This is a genomic window from Bacteroidota bacterium, from assembly GCA_016195025.1.
Lineage (GTDB): Bacteria > Bacteroidota > Bacteroidia > Palsa-948 > Palsa-948 > Palsa-948.
In genome coordinates this window covers 1-18355 of record JACQAL010000073.1, presented here as the reverse complement: position 1 = coordinate 18355, position 18355 = coordinate 1, and the positions used below count along the sequence as shown (strand labels likewise).

At 43.1% G+C, this 18355-nt stretch carries 14 protein-coding genes; 5 read left to right on the top strand and 9 right to left on the bottom strand.

Annotated features, from left to right (window positions below; genetic code table 11):
* A partial coding sequence (locus tag HY063_14060) for a PKD domain-containing protein (GenBank protein MBI3502911.1) occupies positions 1-3982 on the bottom strand: 3982 nt, incomplete at its 3' end.
* A gap of 222 nt (positions 3983-4204) precedes the next feature.
* Here HY063_14060 and HY063_14055 point away from each other — a divergent pair.
* The 3 genes from HY063_14055 to HY063_14045 all read left to right on the top strand — a co-directional run bounded on the left by HY063_14055 (position 4205) and on the right by HY063_14045 (position 8359).
* Positions 4205-6856: an OmpA family protein gene (locus tag HY063_14055; protein ID MBI3502910.1), complete on the top strand. Its 2652-nt coding sequence runs from the start codon at positions 4205-4207 to the stop codon at positions 6854-6856.
* Positions 6857-6865: 9 nt separating this feature from the next.
* Positions 6866-7909, top strand: coding sequence for a UDP-glucose 4-epimerase GalE (galE, locus tag HY063_14050; protein MBI3502909.1), 1044 nt, complete (start codon positions 6866-6868; stop codon positions 7907-7909).
* Positions 7910-7993: 84 nt separating this feature from the next.
* Complete coding sequence (locus tag HY063_14045) at positions 7994-8359, top strand: four helix bundle protein (GenBank protein MBI3502908.1); 366 nt, start codon at positions 7994-7996, stop codon at positions 8357-8359.
* Positions 8360-8420: 61 nt separating this feature from the next.
* On the opposite strand, the gene HY063_14040 is transcribed toward HY063_14045, so the two are convergent.
* Entirely contained in the window at positions 8421-8879 is a 459-nt protein-coding gene (locus HY063_14040; protein ID MBI3502907.1) for a 23S rRNA (pseudouridine(1915)-N(3))-methyltransferase RlmH, read from the bottom strand.
* Between the two features lie 94 nt (positions 8880-8973).
* Between HY063_14040 and HY063_14035 the strand changes: the two genes are divergently transcribed.
* Positions 8974-9366, top strand: coding sequence for a DUF4783 domain-containing protein (locus HY063_14035; GenBank protein ID MBI3502906.1), 393 nt, complete (start codon positions 8974-8976; stop codon positions 9364-9366).
* Positions 9359-10231 carry a carboxylating nicotinate-nucleotide diphosphorylase gene (gene nadC / locus HY063_14030; GenBank protein MBI3502905.1) on the top strand — a complete coding sequence of 291 codons (873 nt, stop codon included), beginning with the start codon at positions 9359-9361 and terminating at the stop codon, positions 10229-10231. Before HY063_14035 ends, nadC begins: the two co-directional genes overlap by 8 nt.
* Before the next feature lie 15 nt (positions 10232-10246).
* Here the strand turns inward: nadC and HY063_14025 are convergent, their stop codons facing one another.
* The 7 genes from HY063_14025 to HY063_13995 all read right to left on the bottom strand — a co-directional run bounded on the left by HY063_14025 (position 10247) and on the right by HY063_13995 (position 18058).
* On the bottom strand, positions 10247-12100 hold the full coding sequence (locus tag HY063_14025; protein ID MBI3502904.1) for a T9SS type A sorting domain-containing protein: 1854 nt from the start codon (positions 12098-12100) through the stop codon (positions 10247-10249).
* Between the two features lie 96 nt (positions 12101-12196).
* Positions 12197-13606: a T9SS type A sorting domain-containing protein gene (locus HY063_14020; GenBank protein ID MBI3502903.1), complete on the bottom strand. Its 1410-nt coding sequence runs from the start codon at positions 13604-13606 to the stop codon at positions 12197-12199.
* 12 nt (positions 13607-13618) lie between these two features.
* Positions 13619-13954 (bottom strand): type II toxin-antitoxin system PemK/MazF family toxin, encoded by a 336-nt coding sequence (locus tag HY063_14015; protein MBI3502902.1) that lies wholly within the window; start codon positions 13952-13954, stop codon positions 13619-13621.
* Entirely contained in the window at positions 13954-14148 is a 195-nt protein-coding gene (locus tag HY063_14010; GenBank protein MBI3502901.1) for a hypothetical protein, read from the bottom strand. Before HY063_14010 ends, HY063_14015 begins: the two co-directional genes overlap by 1 nt.
* Before the next feature lie 193 nt (positions 14149-14341).
* Entirely contained in the window at positions 14342-14503 is a 162-nt protein-coding gene (locus HY063_14005; protein MBI3502900.1) for a T9SS type A sorting domain-containing protein, read from the bottom strand.
* 39 nt (positions 14504-14542) lie between these two features.
* Positions 14543-15451, bottom strand: a complete 909-nt coding sequence (locus tag HY063_14000; protein ID MBI3502899.1) for a hypothetical protein — start codon at positions 15449-15451, stop codon at positions 14543-14545.
* A gap of 42 nt (positions 15452-15493) precedes the next feature.
* A complete protein-coding gene (locus HY063_13995) occupies positions 15494-18058 on the bottom strand; it encodes a T9SS type A sorting domain-containing protein (GenBank protein ID MBI3502898.1) in 2565 nt (854 codons plus the stop codon).
* Positions 18059-18355 lie beyond the last annotated feature (297 nt).

Here is an 18355-nt window from a genome sequence, read left to right as displayed (position 1 = left end):
TGTAATTTCCTCCGGCAAGGCCGGTTATATTTGCAGTGGTCGCGCCATTGCTCCAACTATAAGTATAAGGTGTTGTTCCTCCGCTTATACTTGCTGTGGCGGTTCCGTTGCTGCTGCACGTGGCGGCTGATGAACTTAGGGTGGAGGAGAGGATTGCTGGATTGTTCAAGGTAAATATTCGTGTAATCTGGCAACCTGCCGCATCGAGTACAGTACATAGGTAAGTTCCATTGCAAAGATTGGAAACCTGGTCTTCATCGGTAGTTGCAAAAGACCATGCATACGAATAAGGAGATGTTCCTCCGGTGATGTTGAGCGCAATTTGCCCATCGCACATATTATTGCAACTAACAGGAGTTACAACAGGCGATGAACTGGGAGCATTGGCATTGTTAAGCACCGCAGTTCCTTTCTTGGTGCAGCCCGCAGCATCGGTTACAATCACGGTATAGGTTTTTGCAAACAACCCGGTAATTGTCTGGGTGGTTTTATTTCCGGCATTCGTCCATAAATAAGAATAGGGACCTCCGTTTCCTCCAGAAGGAATTACTGTTACGCTTCCGTTTGCCGAACCGCAATTGGGCTGGGCAATCACGCTGGTTGTAGCAACCACATCGGGCGCCTGGTTAACGACAGTGTTTAATGTTCCCTTGCATCCGTTCATATCAATCACCATTACGGAATAACTTCCGGCAGCAAGCGCTGAAATATTTTGCGTGGTGGCTCCGTTCGACCAAGCATACGTGAAAGGAGGATTTCCACCGGTGGCATTAATAGCAATGGCACCGTTCGAGCCGCCATAACAAGTTACATTGGTTAATGTGCTGACAGAAACTGATGCACCCGATGCTTCGCTCACGCTTGCAATAGTTGATGAAGTGCAGCCGTTGTTATCTGTAACAGTTACAGAATAGGAACCCCATCCCAATCCGGTTGCTGTGGAAGAAGTTTGTCCGCTTGCCCACATATAAGAGAAAGGCGGAGTTCCACCGCTTGAAACAGAAACCGATGCTGTGCCCGTTTGCAGCCCGCATCCGGCATTAGTAGAAGAAACAGCAAGCGCAATAGAAGCAGGATTGCTGATGTTAACTGCAAAAGTGGAAGAGCATCCTATATTATCGGTAACAACCACATTGTATAATCCCGCAGATAATCCATTCGCTGCAGAAGTAGTTTGCCCGTTATCCCATAAATAATTATAAGGCGCCTGACCGCCCGAAACAGAAACATCTGCCATGCCATCCATTCCTCCATTACAAGTAGGAGTTGAAGATGAATTTAATGTTACAGCAGGACCGCTTGCTCCCGTAACATTAATGGACTTGGTATAGGTTGCACTATTACCGCATCCATTCGTCACCACAACACTCACAACGTACACACCCAATTGAGCAAAGGAGTGCGAAACAGTGGGAGAGGTTGTGCTTAACTGATTGCTTCCATCACCAAAATCCCAGGTATAATTTTTTCCTCCGAAAGCAATAAAATCAATGGGTGAACAAGTGGTGAAAGGCGGAGGCGATGTGGTCATGTCTCCGCTCACAAGCAGGTTTCCTCCTATATTAATTACAAAACTTCCTGTTGTGCTCTTGTTGCATTTATTCGTGAGCGTAAGAGAAACGGTATAGGTTCCATTCGTTGCATAGGCATGTTTGATGATGGTAACCGGGTAGGTGTTGCCGTCTCCGCCAAATACAAGCATGTGGTCAACTGCAGTGCCGGTATTTCCGTCACCGAAATTCCAGAGGTTGTTCGGTTCTTCACCCATAAAGTAAAAAATAATTACATCGCCTGCACAGCCGGAAGTTCCTCCATGCTCTCCACCGGGAACACCAAAGGTTGAATTATTGCCTGAAGAAATAAGAACCGGAGAAGCAGTAGTGGAAATTGTTTCCGTCATGGCAACGGTTTTCGTTATGCCGCAGCCGTTTTTTGCAGTAGCAGTTGCCGTATAATTTCCTATGGAAGCATACGTATGTTTTGTTCCTGCTCCAAGGGTAGTATCCTTTCCTCCGTCACCAAAATCCCAGTAGTAGGTATAACTTGAGCCGCCATATTTAGGAATAAAAGTTATCACATCACCGGCACAGGCGGGGTTTTGAATTCCTTGCAGGGAAAGCGCACTGCTTATCGGGCTGCTGGTTGTTACGGCAACTGTGGTATAAAGCGTAGTGCTTGTGCCGCATCCGTTGGTAATGGTGAGCGAAACACTATAAGTTCCTGTGGCGGTATAGGTATGCTGAATGTCGCTTCCGACAGTAAGAGCAGTATCTCCGTCTCCGAATTTCCAAAGGTAAGAAGCATACTGGCTGTTGTTATCCAAACTGAAATTCACAATATCATTCGGGCAGGAACCGGAAGAGGGAGTTGTTTTTATATTAAGCCAGTTGGGAAATGAACCTGCATTGTCAACCACCGCTGTGGCATAAAGAGTGGTAGTGTTTCCGCAGGCATTTGTAATCAAAACCGAAACCGTATACGTTCCAATGGCTGTATAGGAATGGGTGGCGCTTTCTTTGGAAGTGAATGCGGTGTTTCCATCACCAAAATCCCATTGATAACTGGTATAGCCGTTAGGCGCCTGCAGGGATGCTTTGTCGCCCACGCAATACGGATTATTTACATTCAATGAAAACCAATTGCCGCTGGGAAACCCAACACCGTTCATTACCTGCATCTGCGAATAAATGGTAGTGTCGTTTCCGCATCCGTTAGTAATGGTGCAGGCAACTGTGTAGGTAGTAATTGTGCTTCCGTAGGTATGGTTATTATTATTGTTGGTGGTTGTTTCCAGTGGAGAGCCATCGCCAAAATCCCATTCATAACTTATATAACCGCCAGGCGCCTGAAAGCCGCCAATGCCGTTGGGGCATATAGGAGAATTATTTCCTATGTTAATCTGATTTCCGAAGGGAGCCGTGGTACTGATGGTAACGGTTGCGAAAATGGTGCTGTCGTTTCCGCAGTAACTGGTAATTCTGCACGAAGCGGTGTACGTGCCTACGGCAGCATTATACGTATGGTTGGTATAATTCTGCGTGGTGGTTTGCAAAGGAGAAGCATCTCCAAAGTTCCATTCATACGAGGGGTAGCCGTTTGCACCGTTAATGTTAAAATTCACCTGCGAGTTCGGGCAGATAACTTGCGGTTGCGGCTGCAACTGAATATAATTAGGAAAAATATAAGTAGTAGAAACATTCATTGTAAAAGTAGACGTTCCCGATTTATTGCAGTGATTGGTTGCCATGCAGGAAACCGTGTAAGTGCCCACCGCAGTGTAGGTATGCTGCGGCTGCGCCTGCGTGCTGGTTGCACCGTCTCCAAAATCCCAGTTATAACTCAGGTAATTTCCATTGGTATTAAAACCTACCGGCTGATTGGGGCAGGCGGAATTGTTCTGAGCATTCGTCCATGCATTCAGGTTCATGCTCACATTGTTTGCCGCCACAATGGCTTTGCTGTAACTTCCGTTTCCGCATTGCTGGGAATTTCCGCTTAAGGTAATCGTATATGTGCCGGGCGAAGAGTATCCGTGATTTTCGCAGTATTGCGTGGAAGTGGTTGCATCGCCAAAATCCCAGTTCGTGCTGTTCATTGAACCACTGGGACAAAACTGAACCTGGTCGCCAAGGCAAATAGAATCGGGAGCGTTAAAACCCACTCCGTTCACATTGATAGAACTTCCATAACTGAAGCCGAGGTAATTTCCTGTATTATCGTATGCTTCCACCCACGGATTAAACCAACTTGCATACGTATAAATATGCGTTACATAAGGAGGAAGCGTGTCTATCAGCACGGGGCTGTTATCACCAAAATGCCAGCGCAACTCGTAGGCACTGGGGCAGCTTCCCGTAGGAGTAAATGTTACGGTGAGCGGAGCGCAGCCGTTTGTTGGGTTGGAATTAAATCCGCACTGCGAAAACAGGCGTGCGGAACAAAAACAAAATGCGATGGCGAGGGAGAAGTAAAATTTCTTCATGAGGAAATGAATTTAAATGAATGGTTTTGAGCGTTCGAATATACTAAGAATACTCTTGGTAAATCAACTTTTTTTGAATGCAGTTGTAACTGAAATTGCGCTCAAAAGGTTACAGAATATTATTAACAAATTGGAAAAGAATCTTCCGAAAGAACTGGCGCAAAACATTTTTCAGTTCATTCCTTTCAAATCATTATTTTTGCCGCGAAACGAATACCAATTATGATTTTCAGAAAAAACATTTTTGTTTCTGTTTTTCTTTTTTGCATTGTCACGCTGAGCAGCATCTTAGGCGGAGTCGAAGCGTTTGCCCAGCAGGAAAAAGACACCGTGATGATTGACGGGCAGATGTACATTCGCAAAGCGCCCAAGAAAAAAATTGACCATCACAAATTCATCGAACTTTTCACGCAGGGAAACCTTGAGATGATGGAGGGTTTTAACGACACGGCTCTTCATACTTTTCACGTTCTGCATGAAATGGACCCGCTCAACGCCAATGTGAATTTCAAAATCGGGCAGTTGTATCTTTCTTCTTCTTCCGAAAAAACAAAAGCAGTGGATTACCTGGAAGCCGCTGCGCCAAAAGCCACGCGCAACTATATTCCCGATGAGCCATCAGAAAAAAGATGTCCTGAACTTGTATATTATTTGCTCGGTCAGGCATACCACCTCACTTACCGCTTTGATGAAGCCATTGCCATGTATGAAAAATTCGGCAAAGCCATTAACCTAAAAGACCTCGCTGCCGCAAAAGATTTGAAACGAAAAATGGAAATGAGCAAAACCGCGCAGCAACTTGTTTCTTCTCCTGTAAAATGCACCATCACTAATCTGGGCGACAGCGTGAATTCTGAATTTCCCGATTACGGTGCTGTAATCACTGCCGATGAATCGCAACTCTTTTTTACTTCACGCAGGTTTAATGCCGCCACCGGAGGAAACGATAACCGCGACATTCACGATAATTATTACGAAGACATCTGGGTATGCGACAAAAATCCGGACGGCTCGTGGAGCGAAGCCAAACCGCTCAGCACGCACGTGAACAGTTGGTACAACGAAGCGGTGGTGGGAATTTCTGCCGATGGGCAGCAACTTTTATATTATAAAGACGACAAAGGAGGAAGCATTTATTACAGCAAACTCGAAGGCGACCAGTGGTCGTACGGCTACATGCTAGGCACCGACCCGGGAGACATCACCGATATAAATTCTCCTTCGTGGGAACCCAGCGCCTGCCTTTCGCCCGATGGAAACACGTTATATTTTGTGAGCGACCGCCCGGGAGGATTTGGCGGAAGAGATATTTACCGCTGCGTGAAACTTCCCACCGGAAGATGGAGCAAGGGAACCAACCTGGGTCCCACCATCAATACAGAGTACGATGAAGATGCACCGTTCATGCATCCCGATGGAGTAACACTTTTCTTCTCTTCGAACGGGCATAAAACCATGGGCGGCTTTGATGTTTTCTTTTCGGTGAAAGGAGATTCGGGCTGGTATCCTCCGCAAAACATGGGCTACCCCATTAACACCACTGATGACGATATTTTTTATGTGATGAGCACCGATGGAAAGCGCGCCTATCTTTCTTCCGTTCGCCCCGAAGGAAAAGGTGAAAAAGATATTTACCTCATTACCATTCCGCAGCGCATGGTTATTCCCGTAACGCTGATGAAAGGACATGTTTCATTTGCCGGAAAGAAAGACAGCATGATGAGTTTCGTTACCATTTCTGCCACCGATATGGAAAGCGGACAGTTGATGCAGGAAGTTCATCCAAACACGCGAACGATGAAATATATTCTCCCGCTGAATCCCGGGCGAACGGGAAAAACTTACACGGTGAAATACGAAGCCGATGGTTTCCGCCCGTACACGGAAATTGTTTCCGTTACTCCCGAAGGAGAATACAAAGAGATTGAGCGCGATTACGATTTCAAAAACCTGGGAGCCGTTTCAGTTTATGGAAAAGTGAAAACGCGCGCTGGCGAATTAATTCCCGGAGTAAAAATTTCTGCCAAAGACAATACAGGTAAAAAATTATTTGGCGTATACGCGCCCAAGCCCGATGGCAGTTATTCGTTTGACCTTCCCGGAACCGGAGGCGAAAGTTATTCCATCACCTATGAAGCCGATGGATTTATTACCATGAATGAATCGCTCGATTTGCCCAAAGCGCTCACTGAATTTGATTTCAAAAAAGATGTGATTATGGAAACCGCGAAGATGCTCGGAACAATTTCGGTGAGCGGAACGGTAACCGACAAAATAAAAAATCCTGTCAAGAACTCGCGTGTAGTGGTTATAGATAATAAAACCGCAGCGCCTGTCGGAACATTTACTCCCAACGATAAAGGAGAATATTATTTCAACCTTCAGCGCGGAAACGATTACAACGTATCGTACGAAGCCGATGGGTATCTTTTCCAGTCGGAAAACATAAATGTTCCGAAGGAGAAAACATATTCGGAGATAAAGAAAAACATTGTGCTCGAAAAAATAAAGAAGGGCGCAAAAATAGTGCTCAACAATATTTTCTTCGACAGCGGAAAAGCAACGCTGCGCAAAGAATCAAAAACGGAACTTGACAAAGTAGAAAAACTTATCACCGAGAATCCCTCCATTAAAGTGGAAATTGGCGGGCACACCGATGATGCCGGCAAAAAAGATGCAAACCTGAAACTCTCGCAGGCGCGCGCAGAAGCAGTGGTGAATGAACTCATCGTGAAAGGCGCTGACCGTTTGCGCCTCACCGCGCAGGGTTATGGCGATGCGCAGCCCGTTGCTCCGAACAAAGTGAACGGAAAACCCAATGCAAAAAACATGCAGTTGAACCGAAGGGTGGAGTTTAAGATTCTGGAGAATTAGTTTTTCCCTATGAAAATCCTCATTACAGGCGGAGCAGGATACATTGGCTCGCACACAATCGTTGATGTGCTGGAAAAAACTTCCTGGGAAATAATTTCAGCCGATAATTTTTTACGCTCTGCCGAAAAAACTTTTGAACGGATAAAAAATATCACGGGAAAAGAAATTAAAAACTACAACATTGATTTATGCGATTTGGAAAAAACAAAAACTATTTTTTCAGAAAACAGCGATATAAACGGAGTGATTCATTTTGCCGCGCTGAAATCAGTTCCCGAATCGGTTAAAAACCCGGCTTTATATTTTCACAACAACAACGATTCGCTTAAAAATATTTTCGCCTGCCTGAAAGAATTCGGAGTGCGCAATTTTATTTTCTCCTCTTCCTGCTCGGTTTACGGAAACATTTCAACACTTCCGGTGAATGAAGAAACGCCCAAGCGAAGAGCCCAGTCGCCTTACGGGAGCACCAAGCAAATGGGAGAACAACTGCTCACTAAATTTTCGAGGGAGAATCCCGAATTTTCATCTATCGCCCTGCGCTATTTTAACCCGGTGGGCGCGCATGTTTCAGGATTGATTGGAGAAGTTCCCTTCGGAAAGCCCGATAACATTGTTCCGTCCATTATGCAAAAAGCCATTGGCTTGAGCAAGGAGTTCAGCATTTTCGGAGATGATTACAACACGCGCGATGGCACCTGCATACGCGATTACGTTCATGTGAGCGACATTGCGCACGCGCACGTGCTCGCGCTGAACTATCTTTTTGAGAAAAGAAACAAAAGCAACTATGAAATTTTTAATCTCGGAACAGGAAAAGGAGTTACCGTGCTTGAAGCGCTGAAAGCATTTAACAGAGTGAGCGGAAAAAAACTGAGATACGATATTGCCCCGCGAAGAAAAGGAGATGTGGAAGCCATTTATTCCGATTCTTCCAAAGCAGAAAAACTTCTGGGCTGGAAACCGCAATACAACATTGAGCAGATGATGGAAAGCGCGTGGAAGTGGCAATTGAATCAGTCGGCAATCAACAGTCGGCAGTCAACAACATAAACAGCCATAATAATCAGTCAGCAAATGAAAATCAGCAGTTGGCAGTCGGCAACATAAACAGCCAACAATAAATACTATTCAAACATGGCAACCGGATTTAGAAATCTTACAGTTTATAAAAAGGCATTTGCTCTTGCAATGGATATTTTCAAAAAGTCAAAATCATTTCCAGCAGAAGAGCAGTATTCATTAACTTCTCAAATAAGAAAATCATCTCGTTCTGTTTGTTCTTGCATAGGAGAAGGCTATAGAAAAAGATTATATCCTGCACATTTTACAAGTAAAATAACCGATGCCGATATGGAAAATACCGAAACACAAGTTTGGCTTGACTTTGCTTTAGAATGCAACTATATCAATAAAACAGAGTATGCTGATTTCAATGAACGCTCGGAAGAAGTTGGAAGATTACTTAATCACATGATTGAAAACCCTGACAAATATAAATAAGTTGATGGCTGCTGATTGAAGATTGCCAATTGAGGACTGCCAACTGAGGACTGCCGACTTCTCAATGATGATACTTCTCCCCTCTCAGAATTGAAAACGTCCTGTATAATTGTTCCAGAAAAATTATTCTTACCAACTGGTGAGGAAAAGTCATTAGTGAAAGAGAAATTTTTGCGTTGGCGCGCTGGTAAACATCTTCTGAAAAACCATATGCGCCTCCAATGAGGAAAATAAGATTCTTCGTAGAAATATTCTGATGATGTTGGAGCATTTCCGCAAACTGAACCGAGGTTTGTTCTTTTCCCTTTTCATCGAGCAGAATCAGAAAATCATTCTCTCCTACCCTTTTCAAAATAGTGAGCGATTCTTTTTTTATAATTTCAGATTCATTGCCTTTCCCTGCTTCAACTTCTATTAAATTGAATTTGCAATAATGTTTTATTCTCTCTGCATACATCTTAATTCCTTCTGCAATATATTTCTCAGAAGTTTTTCCGGTGCAGAGCAGTGTTATATTCATTAGAGAAGAAATTATTTCAACAGCAAAAAAAGTATAAATTTGCTGCATGGCAAAATAAAGTTTGTTTGGCTTGATAGTTGCTCTTAGTAAATAAATGAATCCGATACTCTCCATATTGATTTTCTTCGCGGTGGCTCTGCCATTTCGCGAATTAGATTTATCCGATGATGTTGCCACTGCTGTTAAAACCGGTGTGGCATCGAACGTTTCAAAATTCTTTGCCGACAACATTGACCTGAAGATTCTTGACAAGGAAGATGTGTACAGCAAGGCGCAGGCAGAACTTATTCTGAAAGATTTCTTCGCGAAGAATCCTATTAAATCTTTTTCTGTTATCCATAAAGGCACTTCAAAGAATGGCGACCAGTTTGCAATCGGCACCTACGAAAGTTCTTCGGGGAAAAAATTCAGAAGTTATTTCCTTTTCAAAAAGCAGGGAGCCGGTTTATCCATTCAGCAATTGCGTTTTGAAGAACAGAATGAGTAAAAATTCTTTTTCTCTCCTCTCCGGAAATTTTAATTGGAAGCAATTTATTTCTTCTGCATTGAAAGAAGATGTTGGCAGTGGCGACCACACCACGCTTGCGTGCATTCCAAAAAACGCCAGAGTGAAATCACAATTAATAATTAAAGAGGAAGGAATTCTCGCAGGAGTTTCGCTGGCGGAAAAAATCTTTCATGCGTTCGACAAAAACCTGCGCGTGAAAGTTCTTCTTCATGACGGAGCAAAAGTTAAAAAAGGAGATATTGCTTTTACCGTGGAAGGAAGCGCGCGCTCCATTCTCACAACCGAGCGCCTTGCGCTCAACGTCATGCAGCGCATGAGCGGCATTGCAACACAAACAAATAAACTTGTTGCACTCTGCAAGCCGTATAAAGTAAAAATTCTTGACACGCGCAAAACCACTCCGCTGCTCCGTGCGCTTGAAAAATGGGCGGTGAGAATCGGAGGCGGCTTCAACCACCGTTTCGGATTATATGATATGCTCCTCATCAAGAACAATCATATTGATTTTGCCGGAGGAATTCAAAATGCTGTCTTTTCCGCGCTGCGTTATATAAAGAAGAATAATCTCCATCTTGACATTGAAATTGAAGCGCGAAACCTGAATGAAGTGAAAGAAATAATTAACACGGGATACATAGACAGAATTTTGCTTGATAATTTCTCTCTCCCGCAATTGAAAAAAGCAATACCCCTCATAGATGGAATGGTTGAAGTGGAAATTTCAGGCGGAGTGAATGAAAAAAACATACGCAGGTATGCTTCTATTGGCGCTGATTATATTTCAGTTGGCGCGCTCACGCATAGCGTGAAAAGTTTGAATATGTCGCTCACGGCAGTGAAGTAGCGCTGCTGGTAAATGTTATCGTATCACAACAATCTTTCCTTTGTTCAGAATACCATCAGAAGAAATAATTTGCCAGTAGTAAATGCTGTTTTCCAAATTCGGAACAGCGATACGTTGATTGCCTTCCGCTCCGGTTATTTCGTAAGTATAAATTATTTTCCCCATAATATCAGTTACCTGCAATTCAGATTTTGAAACAGGCAGGCGATACGCCAAGGTGAAGTTGCCGTTGTTGGGAACAGGATAAATGTTGGCATAAGATATTTCAGAAGTTAGTTGATTCACTCCTGTTGCATCGGCAATCACATTCACAGTTATTATATCATTGCTATGCGGGTCCGAACTTTTTTGCACGGAGTCAGTGCGGCAAAAAGTGCTCGAGCATCCAACTGCATCGGTAATTGTAAGGCAAATGGTGTACACTCCTGCATTTGCATAAGTATGCGTTGGATAAGCGCCTATGGAAGTTGTATTGTCTCCCCAGTTCCAACTGTATGTGATAGGAGGATTTGTGCTTGTTGCATAGTTGATTGCCCAATACGTATGCGGCAGCGAAGTATCGGGATAGAGATAAAAATACGCCTGGCAACTGTTATAGGTAGAAGTAACAGTTGTGGTGCAGCAAGCGGTGCAGCCGTTCGCATCGGTAACGCACACGGTATATGTGCCGGGCAAAAGTCCGGTAGCGGATGGAGTATTCTGAACAGGGCTTGTGCTCCACAAATAAGTATAAGGGGCAGTTCCGTTGGAAGCATACGCGTGAACGGAACCATCCGCACAAGTAGGACAAGTTGCCGAGTGATATTGATAGCACGCAACATTCAAATTGCAAGTGGTGCTGTATGTAATGGTAACTACGCAGCAAGCCGTACAATTTTTTGCATCGGTGGCGCACACGGTATATGTTCCCGGTAAAAGTCCGGTGGCGGAAGGAGTATTCTGAACAGGGCTTGTGCTCCACGAATAAGTATAAGGCGCAGTTCCGTTGGAAGCGTATGAATGTCCGATTCCATCAGCACAAGTCGGGCAACTTGCGTGAAGATACTGATAACATCCGATAGTGATATTACAAGTCGAAGTATCAAGAATAGTTGTTGAGCAGCAAGCCGTGCAATTCTTCGCATCGGTAACACAAACAGTATATGTTCCCGGTAAAAGTCCGGTAGCGGTAGATGTGGTTGCTCCATTACTCCACGAAAAAGTATAAGGCGCAGTTCCGTTGGATGCGTACGAGTGACCGATTCCATCAGCACACGTATTACAACTTGCGGGCTGGTAAGCATAACATCCAAGCGTAAGCGTGCATACCGATGAATCAGTAATGGTTGTGGAACAGCAGGAAGAACATCCGTTTGCATCGGTCGCACATACAAGATAAGTTCCCGGCAAAAGACCCGTTGCCGTTTGAGTGGTTTGAACAGGAATTGTATTCCATGTAAAAGTATAAGGCGCAGTTCCTCCCGATGCATACGAATGCCCGGTTCCATTGGGGCAGGCAGCGCAACTTGCAGGATTAAACTGATAACATCCAACAGTTATCGAGCAGGTGACAGCAGTAATGGTTGTCACGCAGCAGGCGGTGCAGCCATTCGCATCGGTGGCGCACACAGTGTAACTTCCGGGTAAAAGTCCGGTGGCAGCGGATGTTGTTTGCACGGGCGATGTGCTCCATGAATACGTGTAAGGAGCAGTTCCGTTAGAAGCATACGAATGCCCGATTCCATCGGCACACGTGGGACAACTTGCATTCTTGTATTGATAGCAGCCAATGGTAACGCTGCAACTGCTTGCTGTAATCGCACCGGCATGAAGGGTGACGCTTGCGCAAATCATACTAATGATTGCAGAGAGTAATTTTATTGTTTGCATTAATTAAAGTTTGGTGTGTTTGCAGGATAGACGCAAGAAATAAAAAATGGTTGCCTTCAATGGTTCAGTCACCATTTCATTATTTCAATCTTCGCGTTATTTGAGCACAATAAGTTTCCTGCTTGCGTTACCCTCTGCGGTTTGCACTTTCATAAAATAAATTCCCTGCGGCTGAGAAGAAATATCAATGATGAGATTCCTCGCTGCGTTCGGAATGACACTTTGCGTCACTTTTTCTCCGAGAAGATTTATAACCTCTATTTCCTTTATTCCACTGTTTCCTTCAATGGTAAACCTGCCGGTGGAGGGGTTGGGAAAAACAGAAATAGTATTTGCCAACACATTTTCTTCAACGCCCATTCCTGCAGGGTTGATTTTAAAGATTGTTCCGGCATTATTTATGCCACCCTGTTGCGTCATTCCATAGAGAAATGTTCCGTCAAACATAAGAGAGCCATAAGGTTTTCCTCCATTTGAAGTTCCTGCAAAGTCGAGTAGTTTCACATAGCCAGTTCCATCGGGCTTTATTTTAAAGACAACTCCGTCATTATTTATGCCACCATTATATGTCATAGCATAAAGATAAGTGCCATCATAAACAAGAGAGCCAAAAGGATTTTCTCCGTTTGAACTTCCTGCGAAGTCAAGAAGTTTGGTATAGCCGGTTCCATCGGATTTTATTTTAAACAGAATTCCCATATTATTTGCACCACCTAAAATCGTCATTCCATAGAGAAATGTTCCGTCAGAAATAAGAGAACCGAAAGGAGTACTTCCATTTGAACTTCCGGCAAAGTCAAGCAGTTTAGTATATCCTGTTCCATCAGGTTTTATCTTAAAAATAACTCCTGCATAATTTAAACCACCATATTCAGTCATTCCATAGAGAAAAGTTCCATCATAAACAAGAGAGTGCCAAGGACGTGCTCCATTTGCACTGCCAGTAAAATCAAGCAATTTTAAATATCCTGTGCCATCTGGCTTTATTTTAAAGACAACTCCGGAATCATTTATGCCGCCTCGATAGGTCATTCCATATAGAAATGTTCCGTCAAAAATAAGAGAACCATTAGGTTCTGCTCCGTTTGCGCTGCCTGCAAAGTCAAGCAGTTTTGAGTATCCTGTACCATCAGGTTTTATTTTAAAAATTACTCCACAACCGCCTGGGCAATTAACGCTTGTGCCGCCACCATTTGTCATTCCATAAAGAAAGGTTCCGTCAGAAATAATATCGCCAAGAGGTTGTTCTCCGTTTGAAGTTCCTGCAAAGTCAAGTAAGTCGGCATAGCCGGTTCCATCGGGCTTTATTTTAAAAATAACCCCGTCACTATTTGTACCGCCATTATGTGTCATCCCGTATAAAAAAGTTCCGTCAGAAATAAGAGAACCAAAAGGAAAATATCCATTTGAAGTTCCTGAAAAATCAAGGAGTTTAGTGTACTGCCCGAAAGAAATGTAAAATGTAAGAAGTAAGATGGCAGATGTGAGGAGTAAAGTTTTTTTCAATGCATATAAATTTTATTCGATGAGTGAATTTATTTTTTCAATCAGAATAACAAGAAGCCCCGGTTTTACTACGCTTGCTTTGTGAAGAATAAATTTTTCATTGAGCAAAAACAATTTATGGCAGCGGATAAAACTTTTTAACTTTAAAGGCGATGCGGCAAAATCTTCAGGGGTTAATTGAAGCGACAACCCGTCCTGTTTTTCTTTGGTGGTGATTTGCGCCATCAGGTAGTCGCCTGTTTGGTTTACTTGTTCGTTTGAAATAATCAGCGCGGGACGTTTTTTCTTTCTGCCGCTGTCGGCAAAGGGAAACGGAACCACCACAATATCTCCGCGCTCATACATGATTATAATACTTTATCCCACGCTTCATCTTCCTTTGAATTCCATTCTTCGGCAAGGGCATTTTCAGCAAGCAAGGAAACTGCATCGGGCTTCACTTTTTTTGTTTTGCGCAGTTTGGAAATAATGCGGTATGCTTCTTCCAGCAAATTATCGGGCAGTGAGTTTATTTCTTTAATGACTTTTTGTTTTACTGTCATGGCTTTTTGTTTTTTATTCTCAAAGGTACTCAAAAATTATTTGTCCGTTTGAACTTCCGGCAAAGTCGAGGAGTTTGGTGTACTGAGCAATCACCGAAAAACGAAAGAGTACGAAAAATACGAAAAGGAAAAGTGTATGAAGCATATAAAGTTTTCTCACTGTATTGAGTTTTTACTTATCCATAATTATTTTCTAACGACTGATGACTATTTTCTTCACCGATGTTTCTTTTCCTGCTTTGATTACAACAAAATAAACTCCGCTCGCTGCGCTCAGGTTAATTTCGTTAGATGTTAGAGGTTTGATGTTGGATGTTAAATACACTAACTCGCCATATACATTATATATTTCCAAACCTTGAATATTTAATCTTGAACTTTGAACTGAAAATAATTAAATTGGAATCATAAAAAAAGAATCTGGAATTGAATCAGTCCAATTAATATTAAATTTTATTTGAATGGCACGCCTTACTTTAACTGCTCTCCCATTAAATTTTCCAGGCATCCATTTTGACATTTTGTTTATGACTTTTACACCTTCCTCTTCATAACGTGCATTGCATTGTGGCAAAACGTTAAGTTCATTTCTATTAAAAAGTGTTCTTGAAATATCTTTTATTATGCCATTTTCATCAATTGTAAAATAAAGAATGAATAAGCAATCGCTGTTTTTTACTTTTTTATTTTGAATTGAAAATTTAATTTCTTCTCCAATATTTTTTTTTAATTCATTAATACCTCCTATATATTTAGGAGATTCTTTTATATCCAAATACAATGTATCTGTCCCATCTATATAATATTTTGAATTTAAATTTTCATTGGTATTAATTACACTAATAAATTTTATTGAGGACATATCATATCCATATTTAATGGTAAACATATTATTTATTTGCTGCCATTCATATATATCAATGTTTGCAGCAGCCTGATTATCTTTTATTTTTATTATTTCACCTTTTTCACAATTGAATATGCTATCATAAGTCGGACAATCTTTCCAAAAAGTTGAATATGCTTCTTTGTCTTCCAATTCTGCAGCAGAAAACAAATCGGTACAATATCCACACTTATTTCCTAACTTTTTTCTTGCAATTGCCCGATTAACGTGAGAATCGACATCAAATTTGTTTTTCTTCAATATTAAAGTAAAAAGTGAATCCGCTTTGTTGTATATTCCTTGTGTTAAATATTTGACACCGAGTTCGTATTGATTTTCAATTTTATTATTCTGTGAGAATGCAATTGAAAAAAAAGTGAGTGTTAAAAGAAAAATAATTGTACAACCTTTCTTCATCTTCTTCTTTTATTCATTCCTGATTATTCCAATGACCAATGACTAACGACTAATGACTATTTTCTTCACTGCTGTTTCTTTTCCGGCTTTTATAACAAGAAAATAAATTCCTGACCCCGTCCCTGAAGGGAGAGCAACATCAATAGTTAAATGGTTAAATGGTTGAATGGTTGCATAAATCTTTTCTCCATTTATAGTATAAACTTCCATACTTGTGACTTGTAACTTGGAACTTGTGACTTGGAACTTCCCGTTTGATGGATTCGGATACACCTGAAAATCTATTTCTGAAGAAGCCGCATCATTCACCGCTACAGCCGCATCGGAAAGATTTCTTTTATACACTCCGTGCCCGTGCGTGAAGGCGAGCAAAGTTTTATCGGAAGGCGAAACCACCAAATCAAAAACCATTACCGCTTCGGGCAAGCCGGTGTTGAAGGTGTTCCAGGTGCTGCCGCCATCGTTGGAATAAAAAATTCCCAAGTCGCAGCCGGCAAAAATAGTGCTGGTGTTTTGCGGGTCAATGGCGAGGCAGTGAAACGGAATATCGGGCAGTGCCGTGCTGATGTCAGTCCAGTTTCCACCGGCATTGGTTGATTTGAAAAGATGCCCCGTGCCGAAACCCGAATAAACCACATACACAATTTTGCTGTTCACCGGGTCAACGGTGATTCTTCGCGGGTAGCGGTTGGGCAGGTTGGCGCCTGTAACGTTGGTGAAATTAGTTCCTCCGTTCGTGCTTCTGAAAATATGCGAAGTGGTTTTTGTCGGAGCAGTGCCCACGTACAATGAATCTTTGTTCTTGGAAGAAACCCCGATGGAAAGAATAATGTTTGCGCCATCGAGCGGTTTGGGACCAATCATGTTCCATGAATTTCCCCCGTTGGTGGATTTAATGATGGTGTCGCCTCCTGCATACATCACCTGCGGATTGGAAGGGCAAAGAAGATACGGAGCGAGAAACGCGGTTGGGTTTCCTCCCATGGCGCTCGAAGGGCTGTTGATTACCTGATTGAAGTTTGCTCCGCGGTCAATTGATTTTTCCACGTTCAGGTATTGATACGCACCAAACATATTGTTATCGTTGGTGGGGTCAATGGCGGTGTAGCATCCATCGCCTCCTATTTGCGAAGTCCACGAAGGATTGCCCGCATACTGCCACGAATAATTATCCTGCGCGCCCGCAAAGGCATCGGTGGCGTCCTGCGCGGAAACAGCGCCAATGTAAAACTGCGTGGTAACATATCCGCTGGTGCATTCATAATAACTCACGCCAAAATCATTCGAGCGGAACAATCCGCCATCGGTGGCGAGATAAATTTTGTTCGCGTTCTGCGGGTTGACGATTATTTCATGCACATCGGAATGGCAATAATCGGTTGTCCACGTGTTGTTCGATACCTGCGCGAAATTATTTCCTTCATCGTTCGAAGAATGAACATCCACTCCTGCGGCAAGCACATGCGTGGTATCGGCAGGGTCAAAGAGCAAGCCCTTTGCATACCATCCCTGCCACGAAGCAATATCCTGCGGGCTCATCGAACTCCAGTTCGTTCCCTGATTATGCGTGATATAAAATCCAACCGTGTTGAACGCATCGCATACATGCGCGAGAACGGTTTTATGATTGAGCGGATTCATGGCAAGAATAATTCTTCCATCGCGGTTGTTGTTCGAAGGAAGCCCCGTAGTAAGAATGCTCCATGTGCTTCCGCTGTTCGATGTTTTATACAGCCCTTTGTTCGGGCTGGAAAGATTTCCAACTCCGCAGTAAATAATATTTGTATCCACAGGGTCAATCAAAAGTTGCATTGCCATTTGCACCGCTTTGATTTGCGTCCACGAGTTTCCGCTGTCATATGATTTATAAATTCCTTCGGTGGTTGCCGCGTAAACAATACTCGGCTTGAGCGGATTGAATTTTATATCCCACACTCCGCGGTTCTGCTGATACGTCCAGTTGAGAACTTGTGACCACGTTACTCCTCCATCGGTGCTTTTCAGCATTCCTATTCCGAAACTTCCGCGCGTGGTGCGGTCAATCAATCCGTTGGTGGAAATTCCGTAGGCGTATGTTTCTCCTGTTCCGATAATTATTGTTTGCGGAGTTCCCGGCTGAAAAGAAATGCTGCTCACGCCCAGCGTAGGAAATCCGGTCGGCACATACGTCCACACATTCGTTCCGATTCCTCCGGTGGTTGATTTCCACAAGCCGCCACTGGCAGAACCGAGCCACACGGTTGCGGTATCATTCGGGTCAAGCGCAACGCAAAGCGTTCTTCCGCCCACATTGTTGGGACCAATGTTCTGCCACGAGCCGGTGGAGAGTTCAGAGTTGGGAGTGCGGAGTTGGGAGTTGAGAAAATTCTTTTTGTAGAAGTCATACGCCTTGCCGAAGGCATCGGGCGGAACATCGTTATTCGGATACGCATAACTTGCCGAGAGAAACTGAAGCGCGTCAATGGCTTCGGTGCGCGATTCGGAATGAAAAGACGGATGGGAACGGGAAGGAGATTTTCTTCCATCCTTCCACTCTTCCATTATTCCTAACGAAAGAATAGCGATGGAAGTAAAAGCCGCAATAAAGAAAGTTGTAGAAGTTTTCATAGAGAATATTTTGAGTTGGGCTCCGAACAAAGTTATCCGACAAAGTACGGATTCCGTAACTCTGTTCGGAACGGAGTCCGTATTGCATCGGACAAATGTAGAAGTTTCAGGGGCATTTGCAAAAGATAGTTATACCAACGTCCGATGACTATTTTCAGTAAAAAATATTTTTCAACATTTCACTTGCTGTTCAATAATTTAATTTATGTTTGCCGTGTAAATGATTTATTCTCCTTCTCATAATTTCATTACCTTTATCGGCTCTGTTTTAATACAGCCCAACAGCCCAACAGCCCA